Origin of the sequence: Photobacterium sanctipauli (assembly GCF_003026495.1) — a bacterium.
Classification (GTDB): Bacteria; Pseudomonadota; Gammaproteobacteria; order Enterobacterales; family Vibrionaceae; genus Photobacterium; species Photobacterium sanctipauli.
In genome coordinates this window covers 228,817-247,340 of sequence record NZ_PYMA01000007.1, presented here as the reverse complement: position 1 = coordinate 247,340, position 18,524 = coordinate 228,817, and the positions used below count along the sequence as shown (strand labels likewise).

Sequence of the window (18,524 nt, the reverse complement as noted above, 5' to 3'; positions counted from 1 at the left end):
TAAGTATCCTAAAGGGTTGTTGGAGACTACGACGTAGATAGGCAGGGTGTGTAAGCGCTGTGAGGCGTTGAGCTAACCTGTACTAATTGCCCGTGAGGCTTAACCATACAACACCCAAGGGGTTTTACGGACTCCACGAACGCTTGAATGCGTGTTGAGAACATCAGCTTTTTAGATTGTAACGAATTTGCTTGGCGACCATAGCGTTATGGACCCACCTGATCCCATGCCGAACTCAGCAGTGAAACGTAATAGCGCCGATGGTAGTGTGGGGCTTCCCCATGTGAGAGTAGGACATCGCCAGGCTTCCAATTTAGATCACCGCAATAACCATGCGGTGGTTTGAGTGGAGCGGTAGTTCAGTTGGTTAGAATACCGGCCTGTCACGCCGGGGGTCGCGGGTTCGAGTCCCGTCCGCTCCGCCACTTATACTAAGCCCAAGTCTTTCGACTTGGGCTTTTTTACGTTTGTTACTTAAGAAACATCAGGCTAGGCTTCCCGTCGCTCGACTTAGGAATTTCTGACTTTCCCTATCAAAATTAATAGACCTTGCTAGTTTTGAATCGATGAAAAATAGTCGTGTTCACTCTACTAGGCATAGTGAGCTTCATATCAGTTACCTAAAGGCATCTTTTGATAAACAGGTATAAGCTATTCATAAACATGATCAGCCTGTTAACAATCCCTTTCTGTCTATTCATTTTTTCATCTGTTTTTATTGTCCTATCTTTGTTACGTTTTTGTATTGAAAATAAATATGGCTGGTTAAGGCTAGCTTATAAAAACAAGATAAAGTCAGTAAGGAAATATAATGTCAGAGTTTGAAATGTTGGTAATGACAGCGTTAGCATGTTTGGGGATGGGAATGTTACTTGTTGGTCCTGCCGTTTTAGCTTATGCAGTGATCAAAAAGAAAAAGGCAACAAGAACATAAACCTAGAGTAAGAATTATCAGTCTGTCCGTGTTATTCGCTTAATTGTTTCTTATTTAGTCATTTAGATGGGGATTTTTAAAAAATCTGTAATTTGGGCTGGTAATTCTCTGCTAGCTGTATAAAATACTCATCACTTCTTACGAAACACTAAGAAGTTGCTTTTACAGCACTACAGGGGTGTAGCTCCAATTGGCAGAGCAGCGGATTCCAAATCCGCGTGTTGGGAGTTCGAATCTCTCCACCCCTGCCACTTTAAAAAGCCTCGACTTCGGTCGGGGCTTTGCTGTATCTAGCCTATCGAAATTTATCGTATTTGAGGCTTGTTGCTTGAAACTATTAGCAGTAGTATCAAATACAGTCAGAGTGCTTCTTGCACTATGGCGGGTGATGGAGTTCCACCTTTAACCGCTCACTCGAGATAATGACTCCTACTGTAGTTGGATAGATCCGTCTATGGTAGGGTGAAAATCTAATGCCATAACATCTATCCTTGAACTTAACCTTGTTAAAGATAGAAAACAGTATGGCTCATCCCTTAAGTGCTAATCCTAAAATATTTGTCCAGATCCTACGTTGGACATTGCTTATCATCCCTGTTGCCGTTGTTGTCGGCTCCCTCAATGCTTTTTTTCTATGGATTTTAAACCTTGCAACGGTTACACGTGTCGAAAATCCATGGTTGATTTACATGCTGCCGCTTGCAGGCCTGGTGATTGTGTATTGTTACCGCAGGCTGGGTAAGAACTCAGACGGGGGGAACAATCTCATTATGGATGAGATCCATGAGCCAGGAGCGGGTATCCCAACCAGAATGGGTCCTTTGGTTTTAATTACGACTGTCATCACCCATCTCTTTGGTGGTTCTGCGGGGCGCGAAGGGACAGCAGTTCAGATCGGTGGGGCCTCAACGCATTGGTTGGCGAGAGTGTTCAAATTAAATGAGGCAGATACTCGGCTTATTTTGATTGCGGGCGTTGCGGCAGGCTTTGGTGCCGTCTTTGGCACCCCGCTAACAGGAGCTATTTTTGCCTTAGAGGTATTAGCCATTGGCCGCTTGCGTTACGACGCAATTATTCCAGCTTTGTTTGCTGCGATCTTGGCTGATGTTGTATGCAGTGCGTGGGGAGCACACCATACCCATTATCGGATTGATTTCCTTGAGACGATAACAATCTTTGAGCATACGGTGAAAGTAGACTTGTTCATGGTGGGCAAGATAGTGTTGGCGGCAGTGGCCTTTGGTTTAGCTGGTTACCTTTTTGGTGAGTTGACCCATGTATTCAAAGATATTTTCAAAGCGACGTTGAAGAATCCGTACTTGATTGTTGTTGTTGGCGGTTTGATTGTTATCGGCGCCGTCCAATTGATTGGTAACTATGACTACATAGGCCTAGGGGTTTATTCAAGTCGTGAAGGCGGGGTGAGTATCCTCAGCGCGTTTCAAGAAGGTGGGGCTGAATGGTATAGCTGGTTGTTGAAGTTGCTTTTAACCGCCGTCACACTCGCTGCTGGTTTTAAGGGAGGAGAGGTTACGCCACTGTTTTTTGTCGGGGCGACATTGGGCAATACGATGGCTTGGGTATTGGGAGCCCCGGTAGATTTATTTGCCGCGCTTGGCTTCCTGGCCGTGTTTGCTGCAGCCACAAATACGCCGCTGGCCTGCACCATCATGGGGATTGAGCTGTTTGGCGCTGATCATATGCTGTATTTTGCCATAGCCTGCTATACCGCATATTACTTTAGCGGCCATACCGGAATTTATTCTTCCCAGCGCGTAGCAGTACCTAAATTGTTTGATTTAGGGGGAGCGCCCAAAATTCATCATAAGTTAGGTGAATTACGAGAGACACATTCATCGCTATTAAAAAGCCTAGTGAAAAGATATAAATAACAATAAGATTTAGTTTATCGTTACGATTACACCCACAGTTTTTGTTAACGGGGTATCAATTTTATGTTTGTCTACCTTGCCGGGTGTTAATCGATTACATATACTGATGTTTCAACTTGTCGGAGTGCCAATTGGCTGAGACCGCATAGCGGGATCCGTAGAACCTGATCAGGCTAATACCTGCGAAGGGAACAAGAGAAAATCTTCTGTTAATGCTGTGTTCGCAGCTGCAGTTCCAGATGATGCTACACCCCCTACGTGTAGCCTCTTGTTAAGCACCAATCCGCCAAGCAACTTCCCTATTATGGAATGAAAGGAAATTGCTATGTCGAATCGCAAACAAGCGAGACTGGAAGCTAAACAATTTATCGATTCACTTACTGTTCAACCTTATCCTAATTCCCAGAAGGTCTATGTCACGGGGAGCCGTGATGACATTCGGGTACCCATGCGTGAAATAAGCCTTGCTGACAGCTTGGTTGGCGGTACCAAAGATGCCCCTGTCTTTGAGCCAAATGAAGCGGTAAGGGTTTACGATACTTCCGGTTTTTATACCGATTCAGAGCACCAGATCGATATCTATGCCGGCTTACCTAAATTACGCGAAAGTTGGATTGCTGAGCGTGGTGATACCGAGTTGCTGGATGAGCTAAGCTCGGCGTACTCCAAAGAAAGGCTTGCCGATGAGACGCTCGATGAGCTGCGCTTTGGCGAGCAAGCGAGAGTGCGCCGTGCTGTCACTGGTGCTAACGTAACCCAGCTTCACTATGCTCGAAAAGGGGTGGTTACCCCAGAAATGGAGTTCATTGCGATCCGCGAAAATATGGGACGGGCCAAATATCGTGATGAAGTACTAAACCAGCAGCACCCAGGTGTCGGCTTTGGGGCTAATTTACCGCGTGATATTACCCCTGAGTTCGTGCGCCAAGAAGTGGCTGAAGGCAGGGCGATTATTCCTTCCAATATCAACCACCCAGAATCAGAGCCAATGATCATTGGCCGGAACTTTTTGGTGAAGGTGAATGCCAATATCGGTAATTCATCGGTCAGCTCTTCCATTGAAGAAGAAGTGGAGAAGTTGGTGTGGTCAACTCGCTGGGGCGGCGATACGGTGATGGATCTTTCTACCGGGCGTAATATTCATGAGACCCGCGAGTGGATCATCCGCAATAGCCCAGTTCCGATTGGCACCGTACCTATGTATCAAGCTTTGGAGAAAGTGAACGGTATTGCCGAAAACCTGAACTGGGAAGTGTTTAGGGATACCTTGCTGGAGCAAGCGGAGCAGGGGGTCGATTACTTCACTATCCATGCCGGTGTGTTACTGCGCTATGTGCCTATGACGGCGAAGCGAGTAACTGGCATCGTTTCTCGCGGTGGCTCCATCATGGCCAAATGGTGCCTGGCACACCATAAGGAAAGCTTCCTGTATGAGCATTTCCGTGAGATCTGTGAGATCTGTGCCCAGTACGATATTGCCCTATCGCTTGGTGATGGCCTGCGCCCGGGATCGGTTGCCGATGCGAACGATGAAGCCCAGTTCAGTGAGTTGCGAACGCTGGGTGAGCTAACCAAGATTGCCTGGGAATACGATGTTCAAGTGATGATTGAAGGCCCGGGGCATGTACCCATGCACATGATTAAGGAAAACATGGAAGAGCAACTTAAGCACTGCCATGAAGCTCCTTTCTACACCCTTGGCCCACTTACGACAGATATCGCGCCAGGCTACGACCATATCACCTCTGGGATCGGTGCGGCGATGATCGGCTGGTACGGCTGTGCCATGCTGTGCTATGTCACGCCCAAAGAACACCTTGGCCTACCAAATAAAGATGACGTAAAGGTCGGCCTCATCACTTACAAGCTTTGTGCTCATGCTGCTGACTTAGCCAAGGGGCATCCTGGGGCGCAAGTTCGCGATAATGCATTGTCTAAAGCCCGATTCGAATTCCGCTGGGAAGACCAATTCAACCTAGCCCTAGACCCTGATACGGCCCGCGCCTATCACGACGAGACCCTTCCTCAAGAATCCGGAAAAGTTGCCCATTTCTGTTCAATGTGCGGACCTAAGTTCTGCTCGATGAAAATATCGCAAGAAGTTAGGGAATATGCCGATGGACTAGAGAAAAATGATGATGTGGTCATCCAACTGTTGGAAGACCCATTAGAAGGTATGCAGCAAAAAGCCTATGAATTCCGTTCAAGAGGAAGTGAACTCTACCATCCTATCCAAGAGGAAAACTAATGAGCACCTTATGTTTACCCGAACAGCAAACCCCGCTACTTACGCATATTGAACCGCTGCTCGCTGCGGCTGAAAACTATCAGCTAGGTGAAGCTGTTGAGCTGGGTGCGAGCCGTTCGGCAGTGGTAGACATTGTGATCGAAGGCCAGGCGATTAGCTTGGCCTTCGGTGATACCAAGCTTGAAGGTACAGGTTACCAAGTGCGCGATCTATGGGTTGCGCCTTACCCAAGCTTGGCTGAAATGCAGCAACAAGTGGCTAACCAGCCACAGTTGGTGGTTTTGGGCTTGCCGACGGCGACTGGTTTTGCCGATATCTGGCATCACAATGGTGAGGCCAGAGCGAACCACTGCCACCAAATGGGTGATCGTGAGCCAGCACAAGCAATGCTGCTGGCATCGCTTGCCTTGGACTATCCGTTGGAAGATGCCGTGACTTTGGCTCGAGCCTATGCGCGCAGCGTCGTTTACCAGGACGGCTTGCTGGCTTGGCCGTTAGAGCGTCAGTGTTTCCCTCGCCCACTTACAGCCAACCATTCGGAAGCTGAGGTGTTGGGTTGGAGCTCGAAGGAAGTTGCCGTTAAGCCTTTTGCCAAAACAGATCCGGCCAAGCTAAAGCTCTACCCGGTGGTTGATACCGCCGAATGGGTAGAGAAAGTACTTGAGCTGGGCGTTAAAACCACGCAGTTGCGCATTAAAGATCCATCGGAGCCGACCCTGCCGCAGCAGGTCGAACGTATTATTGCCGCGGGGCGAGAACACCAGGCGCAAGTGTTTGTGAATGACTACTGGCAGTTGGCCATTGCAAGCCAGGCATACGGCGTGCACCTTGGGCAGGAGGATTTGGAAACGGCTGATTTGGCAGCGATCCAGCAGGCTGGCCTATGTCTAGGGCTATCTACGCATGGCTATTACGAGATCCTGCGTGCCGCCGAGTTTGCGCCGAGTTATATCGCGTTGGGTCATATCTACCCGACAACAACCAAGCAAATGCCGTCAAAGCCGCAGGGTCTAAGTCGTTTGGCGCTATACCAGCAGCTTATTGGCGATATGTTCCCAACAGTCGCTATTGGCGGTATCGATCTATCCCGGGCTGAAAGTGTTTGGCAGACAGGGGTCAGCAGCGTCGCTGTGGTTCGTGCGGTGACTCAGGCGGAGGATCCTCAAGCGGCCGTCGACGCTTTTAACCGCATTCTTGTTCGTCCTACAGAACAATAAAGGTGGTTATATGCTAACGGATCAGGAGTTCTTACGTTACAACCGCCAGATCATGCTACCTGAAGTGGGAGAGCAAGGTCAGGAGAAACTGGCAAATGCACAGGTGCTGCTAGTTGGGGCCGGTGGGCTCGGCTCGGCCGCTGCCCTGTATTTGGCTGGGGCGGGAATTGGCAACCTGGTGATTGCCGATGATGACGAGGTAGATAGCTCCAATTTGCAACGCCAGGTTATTTATCGTGACGAGCACCAAGGCCAGAGCAAAGCACAAATAGCGGCTGATCAGGCAAAGGCGCTAAACCCCTATATCCGGGTAAGGCCGGTAAAGGCGCGCTTGGCCGATCAGCGATTGGCGATGGAAATTGCCTTGACTGATGTGGTTCTTGATTGCTCCGACAACTTGCCGACTCGTCATGCTGTCAACCGGGCTTGTTTCGAAGCCAATAAACCGCTGATCTCCGGTGCCGCGATCCGTTGGCAGGGCCAGCTAATGGCATTCGATTTTCGCCAAGGGCAAGGGCCTTGTTACCACTGCCTGTTTCCATGGCAGCCTGATGCGCCGCAAGAGCCGCAAAATTGCAGTAATTCGGGCATTGCCGGTCCTGTGGTGGGCATGATGGGAACGATGCAGGCTTTGGAAGCGATAAAGTTGATCTCCGGGGCCGGCCAGGTGGCTTTTTCCGCATTACAACAATTCGATGGCCTGACAATGGCCTGGCAAAAATTCAATCTCGCAACAGATAAGAAGTGTCCGGTATGTGGCACAAGGGAAGCATAAACAATGACTACAACCACAATTATTCAATTGTTGGTCAATGACAAGTCGGTTGGCGTTGCCGAAGGGGCAACGCTGGTTGACTTGCTTAACCAACTTGATATGCCATTACCGGCAACCGCTGTCGCATTGAACGACGATATTGTCGCCCGTACCGAGTGGGAAACGACGGTACTCAACACGGGCGATCGTATTGCCCTTTTCCAAGCCATAGCTGGAGGCTAAATGTTAAAAATTGCAGATAAAACTTTCTCTTCACGCCTTTTTACCGGTACGGGAAAGTACGCCAATAGCGCCACCATGGCTGAATCTATCATTGCCTCTGGTTCTGAACTGGTGACCATGGCTTTGAAACGTGTCGATATAGAAAATCGCGATGATGATATTCTGGGGCCGCTTGTCGACGCCGGGGTAAACCTGCTGCCGAATACATCGGGTGCGAAGAATGCCAAAGAAGCCGTATTTGCAGCCAAGTTGGCTCGCGAAGCGCTGGGCACCAATTGGCTCAAGTTGGAAATTCACCCTGACCCTAAGTACTTGATGCCTGATCCTATCGAGACGCTGGCCGCTGCCGAGGAGTTGGTGCGGGAGGGGTTCATTGTATTGCCATACTGCCATGCCGACCCTGTTTTGTGTAAGCGCCTTGAAGAAGTGGGCTGTGCCGCGGTGATGCCGCTGGGTGCGCCGATCGGATCGAACAAAGGTTTGGCATCCCGCGACTTTTTGGAAATCATTATCGACCAAGCCCGCGTACCTGTGGTTGTCGATGCCGGTATTGGCGCGCCATCTCACGCAGCAGAGGCGATGGAGTTGGGGGCGGACGCGGTATTGGTGAATACCGCCATTGCCGCGGCGGCCGATCCTATTGCAATGGGGCGTGCATTTAAGCTGGCGGTAGAAAGTGGCCGTATGGCGTATGAAGCGGGCTTGGCGGGTACGGTCAACCATGCGATTGCATCGAGCCCGTTGACGGCTTTCTTGGATCAACCAGCATAAGGGGCTCGTGATGAGTTTCGTGGATGTGTGGAAGCAACTTGACTGGGATGATGTCAGGTTGTCGATTTACAGCAAGACGGCCGGTGACGTCGAGCGTGCCTTGCGCAAGCCCAAGCGTGACTTGGAAGATTTCAAGGCGCTGATCTCACCGGCGGCCGAACCATATTTGGAGCAGATAGCGCAACAGTCGGCTGCGCTGACCCGTAAGCGCTTCGGCCATACCATTTCGTTCTATGTGCCTTTGTATCTCTCGAATTTGTGTGCCAATGCATGCACCTATTGCGGGTTTTCGATGGAAAACCGGATCAAGCGCCGTACCTTGGATATGGCCGAGATCGAACGCGAGTGCGATGCGATTAAGGCGATGAACTTCGATAATATCTTGTTGGTGACCGGCGAGCATGAGCGCAAGGTGGGCATGGAGTATTTCCGCGAGGCGGTGCCTGCGATTAAATCGCAATTTAGCTATTTGGCGATGGAAGTACAGCCGCTCGACCAAGAAGAGTATGCCGAGCTGAAGACCTTGGGGCTGGATGCGGTGATGGTGTACCAGGAGACCTACAGTGCGCCAACCTATGCTGAGCACCATTTGCGCGGCAACAAGATGGATTTCGAGTACCGCTTGGAAACCCCAGATCGCCTTGCCCGGGCGGGGATCGACAAAATAGGGATCGGTGCCTTGATTGGCCTTGAGGAGTGGCGTACTGACTGCTTCTTTGTGGCAAGCCACCTTGACTACCTTGAGCGAACTTACTGGCAAACCCGTTATTCGATTTCGTTTCCGCGGCTAAGGCCTTGCGAAGGCGGCCTGCAACCGAAATCAGTCATGTCGGATCGCCAGCTGGTCCAGCTCATTTGTGCCTATCGCCTACTGAACCCGGAGGTTGAACTATCGTTATCGACCCGGGAGTCTTCAGAATTTCGCGATAACGTGTTGCCGCTGGGTGTGACCAGTATGTCGGCGGCATCGAAAACCCAGCCGGGTGGTTATGCCGATGATGAGCCTGAGTTGGAGCAGTTTGCCATCAGTGACGAGCGCTCTGCAGCCGATGTGGCATCGGCGGTAAAGCAGCGCGGGTTTGAGGTGGTGTGGAAGGACTGGCACCACGCCTATTCAGGGTAACAAGCTGTCGTCATTTACTCATAGCAAAACGCCCGCGCAGATAGTCTGTGCGGGCGTTTTTTTATCAGCCTAGGGGCTACTTTCTATTAGCGTGCTAGGGCTGCGGTAGCTTGCTCTAGCCATGCCAAGTTATCACCATCCAGCGATGGGCTTAGCACCTCGAACACAGTTTGGTGGTAGTTGTTTAGCCAAGTTAGCTCAGTATCTGTCATCAATGACAAATCAACCAAACGGCGGTCGATTGGAGCACGGGTCAGAGACTCAAAGCCCATTACCGTCATGTCGCCGGCTGTTTCAACTTCAACCACCAGCTCAAGGTTCTCGATACGGATCCCGAAGGCGTCGGCGCGGTAATAGCCCGGCTCGTTCGATAGCACCATACCCGGTAGCAACGCGGTTGGGTTGTGTACTTTGGCTATACGCTGAGGGCCTTCGTGAACACTTAGGAAGTGGCCGACACCGTGGCCTGTACCATGGTCGTAGTCAAAACCGTGTGCCCACAGGTGTTGGCGGGCAAGCGCATCCAACTGGGATCCAGTGGTGCCTTTCGGGAAGCGGGCCGATGCCAGGGCAATGTGGCCTTTCAGAACCAGGGTGAAGGCTTGTTTAACTTCTGCCGAAGGCTCGCCGATAGCCACTGTGCGGGTGATGTCGGTGGTGCCGTCAGGATATTGGCCGCCCGAGTCCACCAGGTAGACATTGTCCATCTCCAGCACGCTTGGCTCTGGCTGGTTCAGGTGGTTGTAGTGGCACATTGCCGCATTGCCTGCCGCTGCCGAGATAGTGTCAAAGCTGACATCGGTGCAGCTGCTGTCTTCGGCACGGAACTGCCAAAGCTGATCCGACAACGTCCCTTCGTCGAGCAGTTTGCCTTGGGCAACTTGGGCGTCGACCCACGCCAGGAATTTGGCCACGGCCACCCCGTCCCGGATATGGCAGGCTTTCATGCCGGCAATCTCGGTTGGGTTCTTGGCGGCTTTTGGTAGCAAGCAAGGATCCGCCGCTTCGAGGATATTGGCGTTTGCCGCAGCCAATACTTGGCCAGCCCACGCATTGCTGGTGGCCGGATCGACCAATACCGATTTGCCGCCAAGTTGTTGCAAGCTGCCTGCCAGTGCTTCTGGGGCCAGGATACGTACGCCTTCACCCACATGCTCACCAAACTCTTGTGGCAGGCGGGCAGGGTCGATAAAGAAGTCGACACTTTCGTCGGCATGCAAAATCGCTGTCGATAGCAATACCGGTAGGCTTGGTACATCGCTGCCGCGAACATTGAGCAGCCAGGCAATACTGTCAAGCTGGGTAAGTAGCACAGCATCCGCTTTCTGTTTTTTTAATTCTGCGGCAATGAGTGCACGCTTGTCAGCGCTGCTTTGGCCAACATAATCCAGCCCCATGAGTTTGGCGTTGGACAGGGTCGGTGCCGGGCGGTCATCCCAATGTAGCTCGATTGGGTTTTGCTCGATACATACCAGCTCAAGTGCACCATTAAGTGCCTCGGTGGTGCGGGTTAGCCAAGCCCCGCTGTGCAGGCGGGCATCGATCGCCACTTTGCTACCAGCTGCAAGGTTGTCTTGCGCCCACTGGACCGGCGGCTCCTCAATGAGGTGGCGGTATTCGAATACATCGCCCGGGACCTGTTTGCGGACTTGGACAACATAGCGGCCATCGACGAAGACAGCTGCCTTATCCTGGGTGATCACTGCCATACCCGCAGAGCCGGTAAAGCCTGTTGCCCAGAGAAGGCGCTCGTTGTGGGCTGGGATGTATTCGCCAAGGTATTCGTCTTCGTGGGGAATGAGCAGTGCATCGAGCTGGTTGGCTTTAAGCCACTGGCGTATCTGCTCAACGCGTTGTGAGATAACAGCTTGCATGTTTTGTTCCTTAATTAAAGTCACCGTCCTTGCTGACGGAAAGGGAGCGGTCGGTATGAGAGTTATACCCGTGTAGCGGGGTGGAGATATGACCGTTCGTTACCGCTAAGTTAGCGGTTTTGCCCTCGGCCTGCAATTGGCCAGCTAGCAAATAATCATCGTGATAGCGGCCCTGTGGCGAGAGTAAAATAGTGTTATTCCTAAATGGAAAGAACGGATTGAATATATACCATTTCTATTCATATCTCGAAACTCGTAGACTGGCGGCGTACATTGAATAGGAACACCTTATGAACACCACGAACAACCCACAAACTGGAACCCGTCTTGTTGCCCTGATGGTAACGCTGGTTCTGTTTAGCCCTTTGGCTATTGATATTTATCTGCCGGCGATGCCTGCAATGGCTGATGCGTTCGCGGTGGATAGCACTCGAGTACAAGATACCATTACCTGGTTTATGTTTAGCCTTGGCCTCGGCCAGCTGCTGGCAGGCCCGTTGGCAGACCGATTTGGCCGCCGGCCAATTGCCTTGGGCGGGATTACCATTTATGCGTTGAGTGCGGCGTTGGCGTACACCGCCGAAACATTGGACTTGTTGCTGGTGGCCCGCTTCCTCCAAGGCTTTGGTGCATGCGCAACCTCGGTGGCGGCATTTGCCGCGGTGCGTGATAGCTTCGGCCCTGAGCGCAGCGGCCGCATGATCAGCTACCTCAACGGTGCAATTTGTTTTATTCCGGCATTGGCGCCTTTGTTGGGTACATGGCTTACCCACCAGTTCGGTTGGCGAGCCAACTTCAGCTTCATGGCGGGCTTTGCCCTGGTTGCAGGCTTGTTTGTGATGACCTGTTTCAGGGAAACACACCCGCAAGATACCGATGTGCAAGGCTCAATGATTAGCCTATCGCGTTACATGTCGGTACTAAGAGAGCCAACATTCTTGTTCCACGCCACGCTGTGCATGCTGGCGATGGCGGTGATCCTTGCCTATGTGACCTCGGCGCCGATGTGGCTGATGGTCGAGTTGGGGCAAGACATGAACCAGTTTACGGTTTGGTTTGGTATTAACGCCGCCCTCAACATTCTGGCTTGTATGGTTGCGCCAAAATACATCGACCGTTTCGGTAGCCGTAAGACCCTGAGCACCGGCCTGATTATTTTGCTAGTCGCAGGCGTGACCATGATGCTGCTTGGCCATATTGCACAGGCATGGGCGTTCATGGTGCCGATCTTCATGTCGTCGTTTGGCTTTGCGTTTGTCTTGGGCTCTGCGGCATGCAAGGCACTGGCACCGTTCGGTGACCGGGCCGGTACCGCTGCGGCATTGCTTGGCTTGTTCCAGATGAGCGGTGCCGGTTTGATGGTGAGCTTGACCCAGCGCCTGGGGCTAAATCCACCAAGCTTGATGACATTGCAGATGTTGTTGCTGCTGCCGGGTATCTTGATCCTATGGTCAAAGTACGGCCTGCGCTGGCATGCACCGGCTGCTGCTAACTAAAAGGTAACTCTCGACAAACAATAAGACGCCGGACGCTAGGGCGCAGGGTCTCGACAACCCAAATTGACTTTGCCCGCCACCTTACAGTGGCGGGCTTTTTTTATGGTGAGCCTTTGGGGTAAAGGGGGTATCGCACTTAGCTGGCAGGACTGGCTTCAGGTTGCTTGCGTTTCCACTGCTGGATCAGCAAACCGCAAACAATCAGGACCAGGCCGGCTAGGGTTGATGGGTGGATTTCTTCTCCGATGATCGTTGCAAGCAGCATCAGCGAGATAAACGGCGAGATGAAGATCAGGTTGCTGATCCGCGCCGTATTGCGGGTAAGCTTGAGGGCGTTGATCCACAGCACGAAGGTTACTCCCATTTCGAACAAGCCAACATAGCTCACCGCTGCCCAGCCTTGCCATGGCACCTGCGACCAACCGCCGGTGTAAAGGCTTAGCCCGATGGAAAAAGGCAGTGATACCAAGAAGCCGAGCAGGACGCCCAGCACCGGATCGGCTTGGTTTTTGGTATTGAGGATCCAGTACATTGCCCATAGCAAGGTTGAAAGCAGGGCCAAGGCAACGCCGAGCGGGCTATCGAACTGCAATGCCATGACATCGCCTTTGGTGGCAATGACGATCACGCCCAAGTAGCCCAGGGCGCAGGCCGCCCAGTCCTGTTTGCGAATTTTCTGGCCAAGGAAGACGGCAGCCATCAAGGTGAGGGTGATCGCCCAGCTGTAGTTTAGCGGTTGGGCTTGTGAAGCGGGTAGCAGTTCGTATGACTTGAACAAGACAAGGTAGTAGGCAAAAGGATTGATCAGCCCAAGCGCGAGGTAATACCAAGGTCGCGATAGAAAGGTTCGGCCCAGTAGGTGCAGCTTGCCTTGGTATAGGGCGATCCCCGCCAATGCCAGTGCAGACACCACACTGGCGGCAACCAGCATCTGGATCGGGGTAAAGAAATCGAGGGTAATTTTAAAAGCCGTTGCGACGGTCGACCAGAGTAATACTGCTGATAGCCCGTAGCCGAGCGCATAACGTTCGTTCATTGTTCATCCATAATCAAGAGCAGAATGCCTTGCTGGCGGATCCCAGCGGTGAGAGCGTCAGTCTAGTCGATTGTGGCAGCAGCGCCTAGCACATTCCTTTGAGGGATGTGATGTTGCCCTGAATGCTTGGGATGGACCGCATAACATCTGGACATTTATCCAGTATCCTTTTAGCCTTTAAAGCAGAAGAAACAGGGGATAATAACCCGTCGGTAGACTTTAAGGTTCAAGGTATTAAGCATGGTAGATGAATGGCTGTCAGGCTATGGCCTGGCGGTGATCACCGCATTGTCAGGTGCCGTGGTCGCTTCGGTAATCACGGCATGGCTGGGGAAGCAGCGTTGGCAGCAGCAACAGCAATTGTTGCTTCAGCAGATAGCGGCCGATAAGCGACTGGGCGAAACCCGGGAGCAGCAGCTTCAAGGGCAAGTTGACGAGCGCAATAATGAACTGGACGAAATGGATCTGGAGCGCGATCGCCTGACCAACGAAGTGCGCCAGATGCATGCAAGGCTGGCGGCGGCATTGGAAAAGATGCGCCATTTCGAAGCCGTTAAGAACGAAAAGCAGTACCTGACCGAGCAATTGGAAAATGCCCGCATGGCCAATGCCGGTTTGGAGGCGGACTTGCGCGAGCAGGAAGCGCGTCATTTCGAAGAGCAAAAAGCCGCGGATGAGAAAATTGCCTTGCTGGAAAATGCCGAGGAGCGGTTGCGGGTGCAGTTCGAGAGCTTGGCCAACCGCTTGTTCGAGCAAAAGACCCGCACCGTGGATGAGCAAAACCGCTTGAGCATGGAAACCTTGCTTAGCCCGCTCAAGGCCCAGCTGGAAGGGTTCAAGAAACAGGTTAACGACAACTTCAGCCAGGAGGCTCGCGAGCGCCATACCCTGGTGCATGAAATCAACAACCTCAAGCAGCTCAACGAGCAGATGGCCCGCGAGGCGGTCAACCTGACCCAGGCACTCAAGGGGGATAACAAGGCGCAGGGCAACTGGGGGGAAGTGGTCCTCGCCCGTGTGCTGAGCGAGTCAGGGTTGCGGGAAGGCCATGAATACCAAACCCAGGTGAGCTTGGAAAATGAGGATGGCAAGCGCTACCAGCCCGATGTCGTGGTTCATCTGCCGCAAGACAAAGACGTGGTGATTGATGCCAAGATGTCGCTGGTGGCCTATGAGCGCTTCTTCAATGCAGAGAATGTGGCAGAGCAGGAGTTGGCGCTCGGCGAGCACGTTGCATCTGTGCGCAGCCATATTCGAGGTTTGAGCCGCAAGGACTATCATCAATTACATGGGGTACAAAGCTTGGATTATGTCTTGATGTTTATACCGGTCGAGCCCGCGTTCCAAGCCGCGATTGAAGCCGACCCAAGCCTGATCCGCGACGCCATGGATCAGAACATTATGTTGGTTAGCCCAACGACCTTGCTGGTGGCGCTTCGAACCATCAACAACCTGTGGCGCAACGAGCGCCAGAACCAAAACGCCAAGCAAATTGCCGAGCGTGCCAGCAAGCTCTATGACAAACTACGCCTGTTTGTGACCGATATGGAGGCGGTGGGGGCGTCGCTGGATAAGGCGAGCCAAAGCTATCAAGGTGCAATGAATAAGTTGCTCACCGGTAGGGGGAATGTGATCCGCCAGGCCGAGGGGTTCAAGCAGCTTGGCGTCGAGGTGAAACGCGACATCAACCCGGTCTTGGCCGAGCGGGCGCTAGTCGGGGCGGCAGACGAGGAAACTACCGATGCCCTCGTGGTGGCACGCAAGGTGCATTCGTTACAGCCAAGTAAAGAAAATGATTTACCGTAGTGCTTGGAGCAAAGCTCAACCATCAAGTACACTAGGTCGGTTTATGACAGTTTGATAACCATAACGGAAGTAGCATGACGGACACCTCACTAGATACCACCCACTTTGGTTACCGTACCGTGGCCAAGGATGACAAGGCGGAGTTGGTTGCAGAAGTATTCCACTCTGTAGCGGCGAAATACGACATTATGAACGACCTGATGTCGATGGGCGTTCATCGCGTCTGGAAACGCTTCACCATCGATTGCAGTGGTGTTCGCCGAGGCCAGAAGGTGTTGGACTTGGGCGGCGGTACTGGTGACTTAACGGCGAAGTTCTCACGCATCGTGGGCGACGACGGTCAGGTGATCCTTGCCGATATCAACAACTCGATGTTGAAGGTTGGCCGCAGCAAGCTACGAGACATGGGCGTGGTGGGCAATGTCGGCTATGTACAGGCGAATGCCGAAGAGCTGCCGTTCCCGGATGACTTCTTCGATTGCATAACGATTAGCTTCTGCCTGCGTAACGTGACCGACAAGGATAAGGCACTGCGTTCTATGTACCGCGTGCTTAAGCCGGGTGGCCGCTTGTTGGTGTTGGAGTTCTCCAAGCCTATCCTTGAGCCATTGTCAAAAGTGTACGATGCCTATTCGTTCCACTTGCTACCGAAAATGGGCGAAGTGATTGCCAACGATGCAGAAAGCTACCGTTACTTGGCTGAATCTATCCGTATGCACCCTGATCAAAATACCCTTGAGGGAATGATGCAGGATGCGGGCTTCGAGCAGACGAAATACTACAACCTGACGGGTGGTATTGTTGCGTTGCACCGCGGCTACAAATTCTGAGGTCACTATGCCTTTTGATGTATTGGTCACCGGAGCGATAGAAACATCGCTCAATACCTTGCTCAAGGAAGACGAGCAAAGCCAGCGCCGCCTTGCCCGCCTGCGCGGCAAGATCATTGCCGTGACAATCAATGAGTTTGGCAAGCAGCTGTACTTTGTCTTCAGCCAGCAGATCGACGTGCTGGGTGCTTACGAAGGCGAGACTGACTGCGAGTTGGCGTTGAACCTGTCCGTCCTGCCTGAATTGCGCCAGCAGGCCAACCTAACCCAGCTCATTAAGGCCGATAAACTCTCTCTTGAGGGGGATATTCAATTGGCCCAACAATTCTCCGCGCTGCTAAGTGGCTTAAAACCGGATATCGAAGAAAAAATTTCGCAATATACCGGTGATATAGTGGCACATACTTTGGTGAGTGGCCTGAAAAACGGTGCCAAGGTCGTGCGTCATGGTATCGAGCGCCGCCAGCGTGATCTGGCAGAAGTGATCACCGAAGAATGGAAGCTGGCGCCGCAAGCGTTGGAGATTGCCCACTTTGCCGATCAGGTCGATGATTTGAAAACCGACGTGGCGCGCTTTGAAGCCAAGATGGATGCAATGATGGAGCGTCTTTCATCATGATGACCCTCTCAGAGCTCAAGCGCCTTTATCAAATTACGGCGGTACAGCTGCGCTATGGCCTCGATGAGCTATTGCCAGAAGACCCAAGGCTAAAGCTGCCGAAGACGGCGCGCAAGTCGCTGGTGTGGATCAAGAACCAGCACCCGGACAAGCCGCTGGGCGAGCGTTTGCGCTTGGCATTGCAGGAGCTTGGCCCGGTGTGGATCAAGTTTGGGCAGATGATGTCGACGCGCCGGGATTTGTTTCCGCCGCACATCGCCGACCAGCTGGCCATGCTGCAAGATCAGGTGGCCCCGTTTGACGGCAAGTTGGCCAAGCATCAAATGGAGGCCTCGTTGGGCGGGCCGCTGGAAAAGTGGTTCAACGACTTTGACGAAACGCCATTGGCATCGGCGTCGATTGCTCAGGTCCATACCGCGACCCTGAAAGACAATGGGGCGGAAGTGGTACTGAAAGTGATCCGCCCGGATATTCTGCCGGTGATCCAGGCTGATATTAAGCTGATGTACCGCATGGCTTCGATTTTGTCGCGCATTTTGCCGGAAGCCCGGCGCTTGCGACCGATTGAAGTGGTGCGGGAGTATGAGAAGACATTGCTCGATGAGCTGAACCTCATGCGCGAGGCGGCGAACGGCATTCAGTTGCGTCGCAATTTTGAAGATAGCGACTTGCTGTATGTACCTGAGGTTTATACGGATCTCAGTAGCGAGCGTTTGCTGGTCATGGAGCGGATATACGGGATCCAGGTATCGGATGTCGAGGCGCTGGTCGCCAACGGCACGGATATGAAGTTGTTGTCGGAAAATGCCGTCACCATCTTCTTTACCCAGGTGTTCCGCGATAGCTTCTTCCATGCCGACATGCACCCGGGTAATATTTTTGTGGCACGGGAAAACCCGGAAACGCCGCAATGGATCGCCCTGGACTGTGGTATTGTGGGTACCTTGAACCGGGAAGATAAACGCTACTTGGCAGAAAACCTGCTGGCATTCTTCAACCGGGATTACCGCAAGGTGGCCGAGCTGCATGTGGACTCGGGCTGGGTGCCGCAGGATACCAATGTCGATGAATTCGAGTTCGCCATCCGTACCGTGTGCGAGCCGATTTTTGAAAAGCCTTTGGCAGAAATTTCATTCGGCCATGTGTTGTTAAACCTATTCAACACCGCGCGCCGATTTAATATGGAAGTGCAGCCGCAATTGGTGCTGCTGCAGAAAACCCTGTTATACGTTGAAGGGCTTGGGCGCCAGTTATACCCGCAGCTAGATTTGTGGGATACCGCCAAGCCGTTCTTGGAAGATTGGATGTCTCGTCAGGTCGGCCCGCAGGCCGTGATTGACGGGGTGAAAAGCCGTGCACCATTCTGGGCGGAAAAGTTACCGGAATTACCGGAATTACTTTACGATAGTTTGCGTCAGGGCAATGCACTGAACCAGCGAATTGATAATCTCTATGAAAATTTCATGGAAAGTCGGCGCTATCAGGGCCAAGCAAGGTTCCATTTTGGCATTGGTGCAACTCTGGTTGTATGTTCTGCCATACTTTTTAGTAATCATGTTGAAACCTATCCGGCCATCTCGGCTGCAATGGGTGTCACGTTTTGGTTACTTGGCTGGCGCGCTTGCCGCAAATAGGCGGTAAAGTATGCGGCCAACACATAAAACGTTTTGTTATCAACCAC

The 18,524-nt window shown here is 52.3% G+C and carries 16 protein-coding genes, 2 tRNA genes, 2 rRNA genes and 2 riboswitches; of the genes, 17 read left to right on the top strand and 3 right to left on the bottom strand.

The window, feature by feature from the left end:
* From C9I98_RS13605 to thiH, 12 genes are all read left to right on the top strand, one after another.
* Positions 1-107 (top strand): 23S ribosomal RNA (locus C9I98_RS13605); the annotation flags it as partial.
* Between the two features lie 83 nt (positions 108-190).
* Positions 191-306, top strand: a 5S ribosomal RNA gene (gene rrf, locus C9I98_RS13600).
* Positions 307-348: 42 nt separating this feature from the next.
* Positions 349-425 (top strand) — tRNA-Asp (locus C9I98_RS13595).
* Positions 426-811: 386 nt separating this feature from the next.
* A complete protein-coding gene (locus C9I98_RS27035) occupies positions 812-934 on the top strand; it encodes a hypothetical protein (RefSeq protein ID WP_275451442.1) in 123 nt (40 codons plus the stop codon).
* 174 nt (positions 935-1,108) lie between these two features.
* A tRNA-Trp gene (locus C9I98_RS13590) sits at positions 1,109-1,185 on the top strand.
* Positions 1,186-1,309: 124 nt separating this feature from the next.
* Positions 1,310-1,373: riboswitch (Fluoride riboswitch) on the top strand.
* Between the two features lie 64 nt (positions 1,374-1,437).
* The gene (locus C9I98_RS13585) at positions 1,438-2,826 is read left to right on the top strand and encodes a voltage-gated chloride channel family protein (RefSeq protein ID WP_245907152.1); all 1,389 of its coding nucleotides are present in this window, start codon (positions 1,438-1,440) and stop codon (positions 2,824-2,826) included.
* Positions 2,827-2,936: 110 nt separating this feature from the next.
* Positions 2,937-3,034: riboswitch (TPP riboswitch) on the top strand.
* 117 nt (positions 3,035-3,151) lie between these two features.
* Positions 3,152-5,074: a phosphomethylpyrimidine synthase ThiC gene (gene thiC, locus C9I98_RS13580; protein WP_036820250.1), complete on the top strand. Its 1,923-nt coding sequence runs from the start codon at positions 3,152-3,154 to the stop codon at positions 5,072-5,074.
* Positions 5,074-6,291: a thiamine phosphate synthase gene (gene thiE, locus C9I98_RS13575; protein ID WP_036820246.1), complete on the top strand. Its 1,218-nt coding sequence runs from the start codon at positions 5,074-5,076 to the stop codon at positions 6,289-6,291. The genes thiC and thiE overlap by 1 nt, the downstream gene beginning before the upstream one ends.
* Before the next feature lie 10 nt (positions 6,292-6,301).
* On the top strand, positions 6,302-7,066 hold the full coding sequence (locus tag C9I98_RS13570) for a HesA/MoeB/ThiF family protein (protein WP_107272089.1): 765 nt from the start codon (positions 6,302-6,304) through the stop codon (positions 7,064-7,066).
* A 3-nt stretch (positions 7,067-7,069) separates the two neighbouring features.
* A complete protein-coding gene (gene thiS / locus C9I98_RS13565; protein WP_036828357.1) occupies positions 7,070-7,288 on the top strand; it encodes a sulfur carrier protein ThiS in 219 nt (72 codons plus the stop codon).
* Positions 7,289-8,059: a thiazole synthase gene (locus C9I98_RS13560; RefSeq protein WP_036828355.1), complete on the top strand. Its 771-nt coding sequence runs from the start codon at positions 7,289-7,291 to the stop codon at positions 8,057-8,059.
* A 10-nt stretch (positions 8,060-8,069) separates the two neighbouring features.
* The gene (thiH, locus tag C9I98_RS13555) at positions 8,070-9,182 is read left to right on the top strand and encodes a 2-iminoacetate synthase ThiH (RefSeq protein ID WP_036828353.1); all 1,113 of its coding nucleotides are present in this window, start codon (positions 8,070-8,072) and stop codon (positions 9,180-9,182) included.
* A gap of 86 nt (positions 9,183-9,268) precedes the next feature.
* Here thiH and C9I98_RS13550 read toward each other — a convergent pair whose 3' ends face one another.
* Both C9I98_RS13550 and C9I98_RS26535 read right to left on the bottom strand, forming a co-directional pair.
* The gene (locus tag C9I98_RS13550) at positions 9,269-11,056 is read right to left on the bottom strand and encodes an aminopeptidase P family protein (RefSeq protein ID WP_107272088.1); all 1,788 of its coding nucleotides are present in this window, start codon (positions 11,054-11,056) and stop codon (positions 9,269-9,271) included.
* Between the two features lie 10 nt (positions 11,057-11,066).
* The gene (locus tag C9I98_RS26535; protein ID WP_158262686.1) at positions 11,067-11,207 is read right to left on the bottom strand and encodes a hypothetical protein; all 141 of its coding nucleotides are present in this window, start codon (positions 11,205-11,207) and stop codon (positions 11,067-11,069) included.
* A gap of 139 nt (positions 11,208-11,346) precedes the next feature.
* Here C9I98_RS26535 and C9I98_RS13545 point away from each other — a divergent pair, with 139 nt between their 5' ends.
* Complete coding sequence (locus tag C9I98_RS13545) at positions 11,347-12,552, top strand: multidrug effflux MFS transporter (protein WP_036825168.1); 1,206 nt, start codon at positions 11,347-11,349, stop codon at positions 12,550-12,552.
* 136 nt (positions 12,553-12,688) lie between these two features.
* Here C9I98_RS13545 and C9I98_RS13540 read toward each other — a convergent pair whose 3' ends face one another.
* On the bottom strand, positions 12,689-13,588 hold the full coding sequence (locus tag C9I98_RS13540; RefSeq protein ID WP_107272087.1) for a DMT family transporter: 900 nt from the start codon (positions 13,586-13,588) through the stop codon (positions 12,689-12,691).
* A 240-nt stretch (positions 13,589-13,828) separates the two neighbouring features.
* On the opposite strand from C9I98_RS13540, the gene rmuC reads away from it, so the two are divergent.
* From rmuC to ubiB, 4 genes are all read left to right on the top strand, one after another.
* Entirely contained in the window at positions 13,829-15,394 is a 1,566-nt protein-coding gene (gene rmuC / locus C9I98_RS13535) for a DNA recombination protein RmuC (protein ID WP_107272086.1), read from the top strand.
* Positions 15,395-15,468: 74 nt separating this feature from the next.
* Positions 15,469-16,224 (top strand): bifunctional demethylmenaquinone methyltransferase/2-methoxy-6-polyprenyl-1,4-benzoquinol methylase UbiE, encoded by a 756-nt coding sequence (gene ubiE / locus C9I98_RS13530; protein WP_036825931.1) that lies wholly within the window; start codon positions 15,469-15,471, stop codon positions 16,222-16,224.
* Positions 16,225-16,231: 7 nt separating this feature from the next.
* Positions 16,232-16,843 carry a ubiquinone biosynthesis accessory factor UbiJ gene (locus C9I98_RS13525; protein WP_036825934.1) on the top strand — a complete coding sequence of 204 codons (612 nt, stop codon included), beginning with the start codon at positions 16,232-16,234 and terminating at the stop codon, positions 16,841-16,843.
* A complete protein-coding gene (gene ubiB, locus C9I98_RS13520; RefSeq protein WP_107272097.1) occupies positions 16,843-18,477 on the top strand; it encodes a ubiquinone biosynthesis regulatory protein kinase UbiB in 1,635 nt (544 codons plus the stop codon). The genes C9I98_RS13525 and ubiB overlap by 1 nt, the downstream gene beginning before the upstream one ends.
* The last annotated feature ends 47 nt before the right edge of the window (positions 18,478-18,524 follow it).

Excerpts from the sequence above, each read along its gene's own strand:
- C9I98_RS27035 (WP_275451442.1), top strand. The coding sequence starts at position 812 with ATGTCAGAGTTTGAAATGTTGGTAATGACAGCGTTAGCATGTTTGGGG.
- thiC (WP_036820250.1), top strand. The coding sequence starts at position 3,152 with ATGTCGAATCGCAAACAAGCGAGACTGGAAGCTAAACAATTTATCGAT.
- thiE (WP_036820246.1), top strand. The coding sequence starts at position 5,074 with ATGAGCACCTTATGTTTACCCGAACAGCAAACCCCGCTACTTACGCAT.
- C9I98_RS13570 (WP_107272089.1), top strand. The coding sequence starts at position 6,302 with ATGCTAACGGATCAGGAGTTCTTACGTTACAACCGCCAGATCATGCTA.
- thiS (WP_036828357.1), top strand. The coding sequence starts at position 7,070 with ATGACTACAACCACAATTATTCAATTGTTGGTCAATGACAAGTCGGTT.
- C9I98_RS13560 (WP_036828355.1), top strand. The coding sequence starts at position 7,289 with ATGTTAAAAATTGCAGATAAAACTTTCTCTTCACGCCTTTTTACCGGT.
- thiH (WP_036828353.1), top strand. The coding sequence starts at position 8,070 with ATGAGTTTCGTGGATGTGTGGAAGCAACTTGACTGGGATGATGTCAGG.
- C9I98_RS13550 (WP_107272088.1), bottom strand. The coding sequence starts at position 11,056 with ATGCAAGCTGTTATCTCACAACGCGTTGAGCAGATACGCCAGTGGCTT.
- C9I98_RS13545 (WP_036825168.1), top strand. The coding sequence starts at position 11,347 with ATGAACACCACGAACAACCCACAAACTGGAACCCGTCTTGTTGCCCTG.
- C9I98_RS13540 (WP_107272087.1), bottom strand. The coding sequence starts at position 13,588 with ATGAACGAACGTTATGCGCTCGGCTACGGGCTATCAGCAGTATTACTC.
- rmuC (WP_107272086.1), top strand. The coding sequence starts at position 13,829 with ATGGTAGATGAATGGCTGTCAGGCTATGGCCTGGCGGTGATCACCGCA.
- ubiE (WP_036825931.1), top strand. The coding sequence starts at position 15,469 with ATGACGGACACCTCACTAGATACCACCCACTTTGGTTACCGTACCGTG.
- C9I98_RS13525 (WP_036825934.1), top strand. The coding sequence starts at position 16,232 with ATGCCTTTTGATGTATTGGTCACCGGAGCGATAGAAACATCGCTCAAT.
- ubiB (WP_107272097.1), top strand. The coding sequence starts at position 16,843 with ATGACCCTCTCAGAGCTCAAGCGCCTTTATCAAATTACGGCGGTACAG.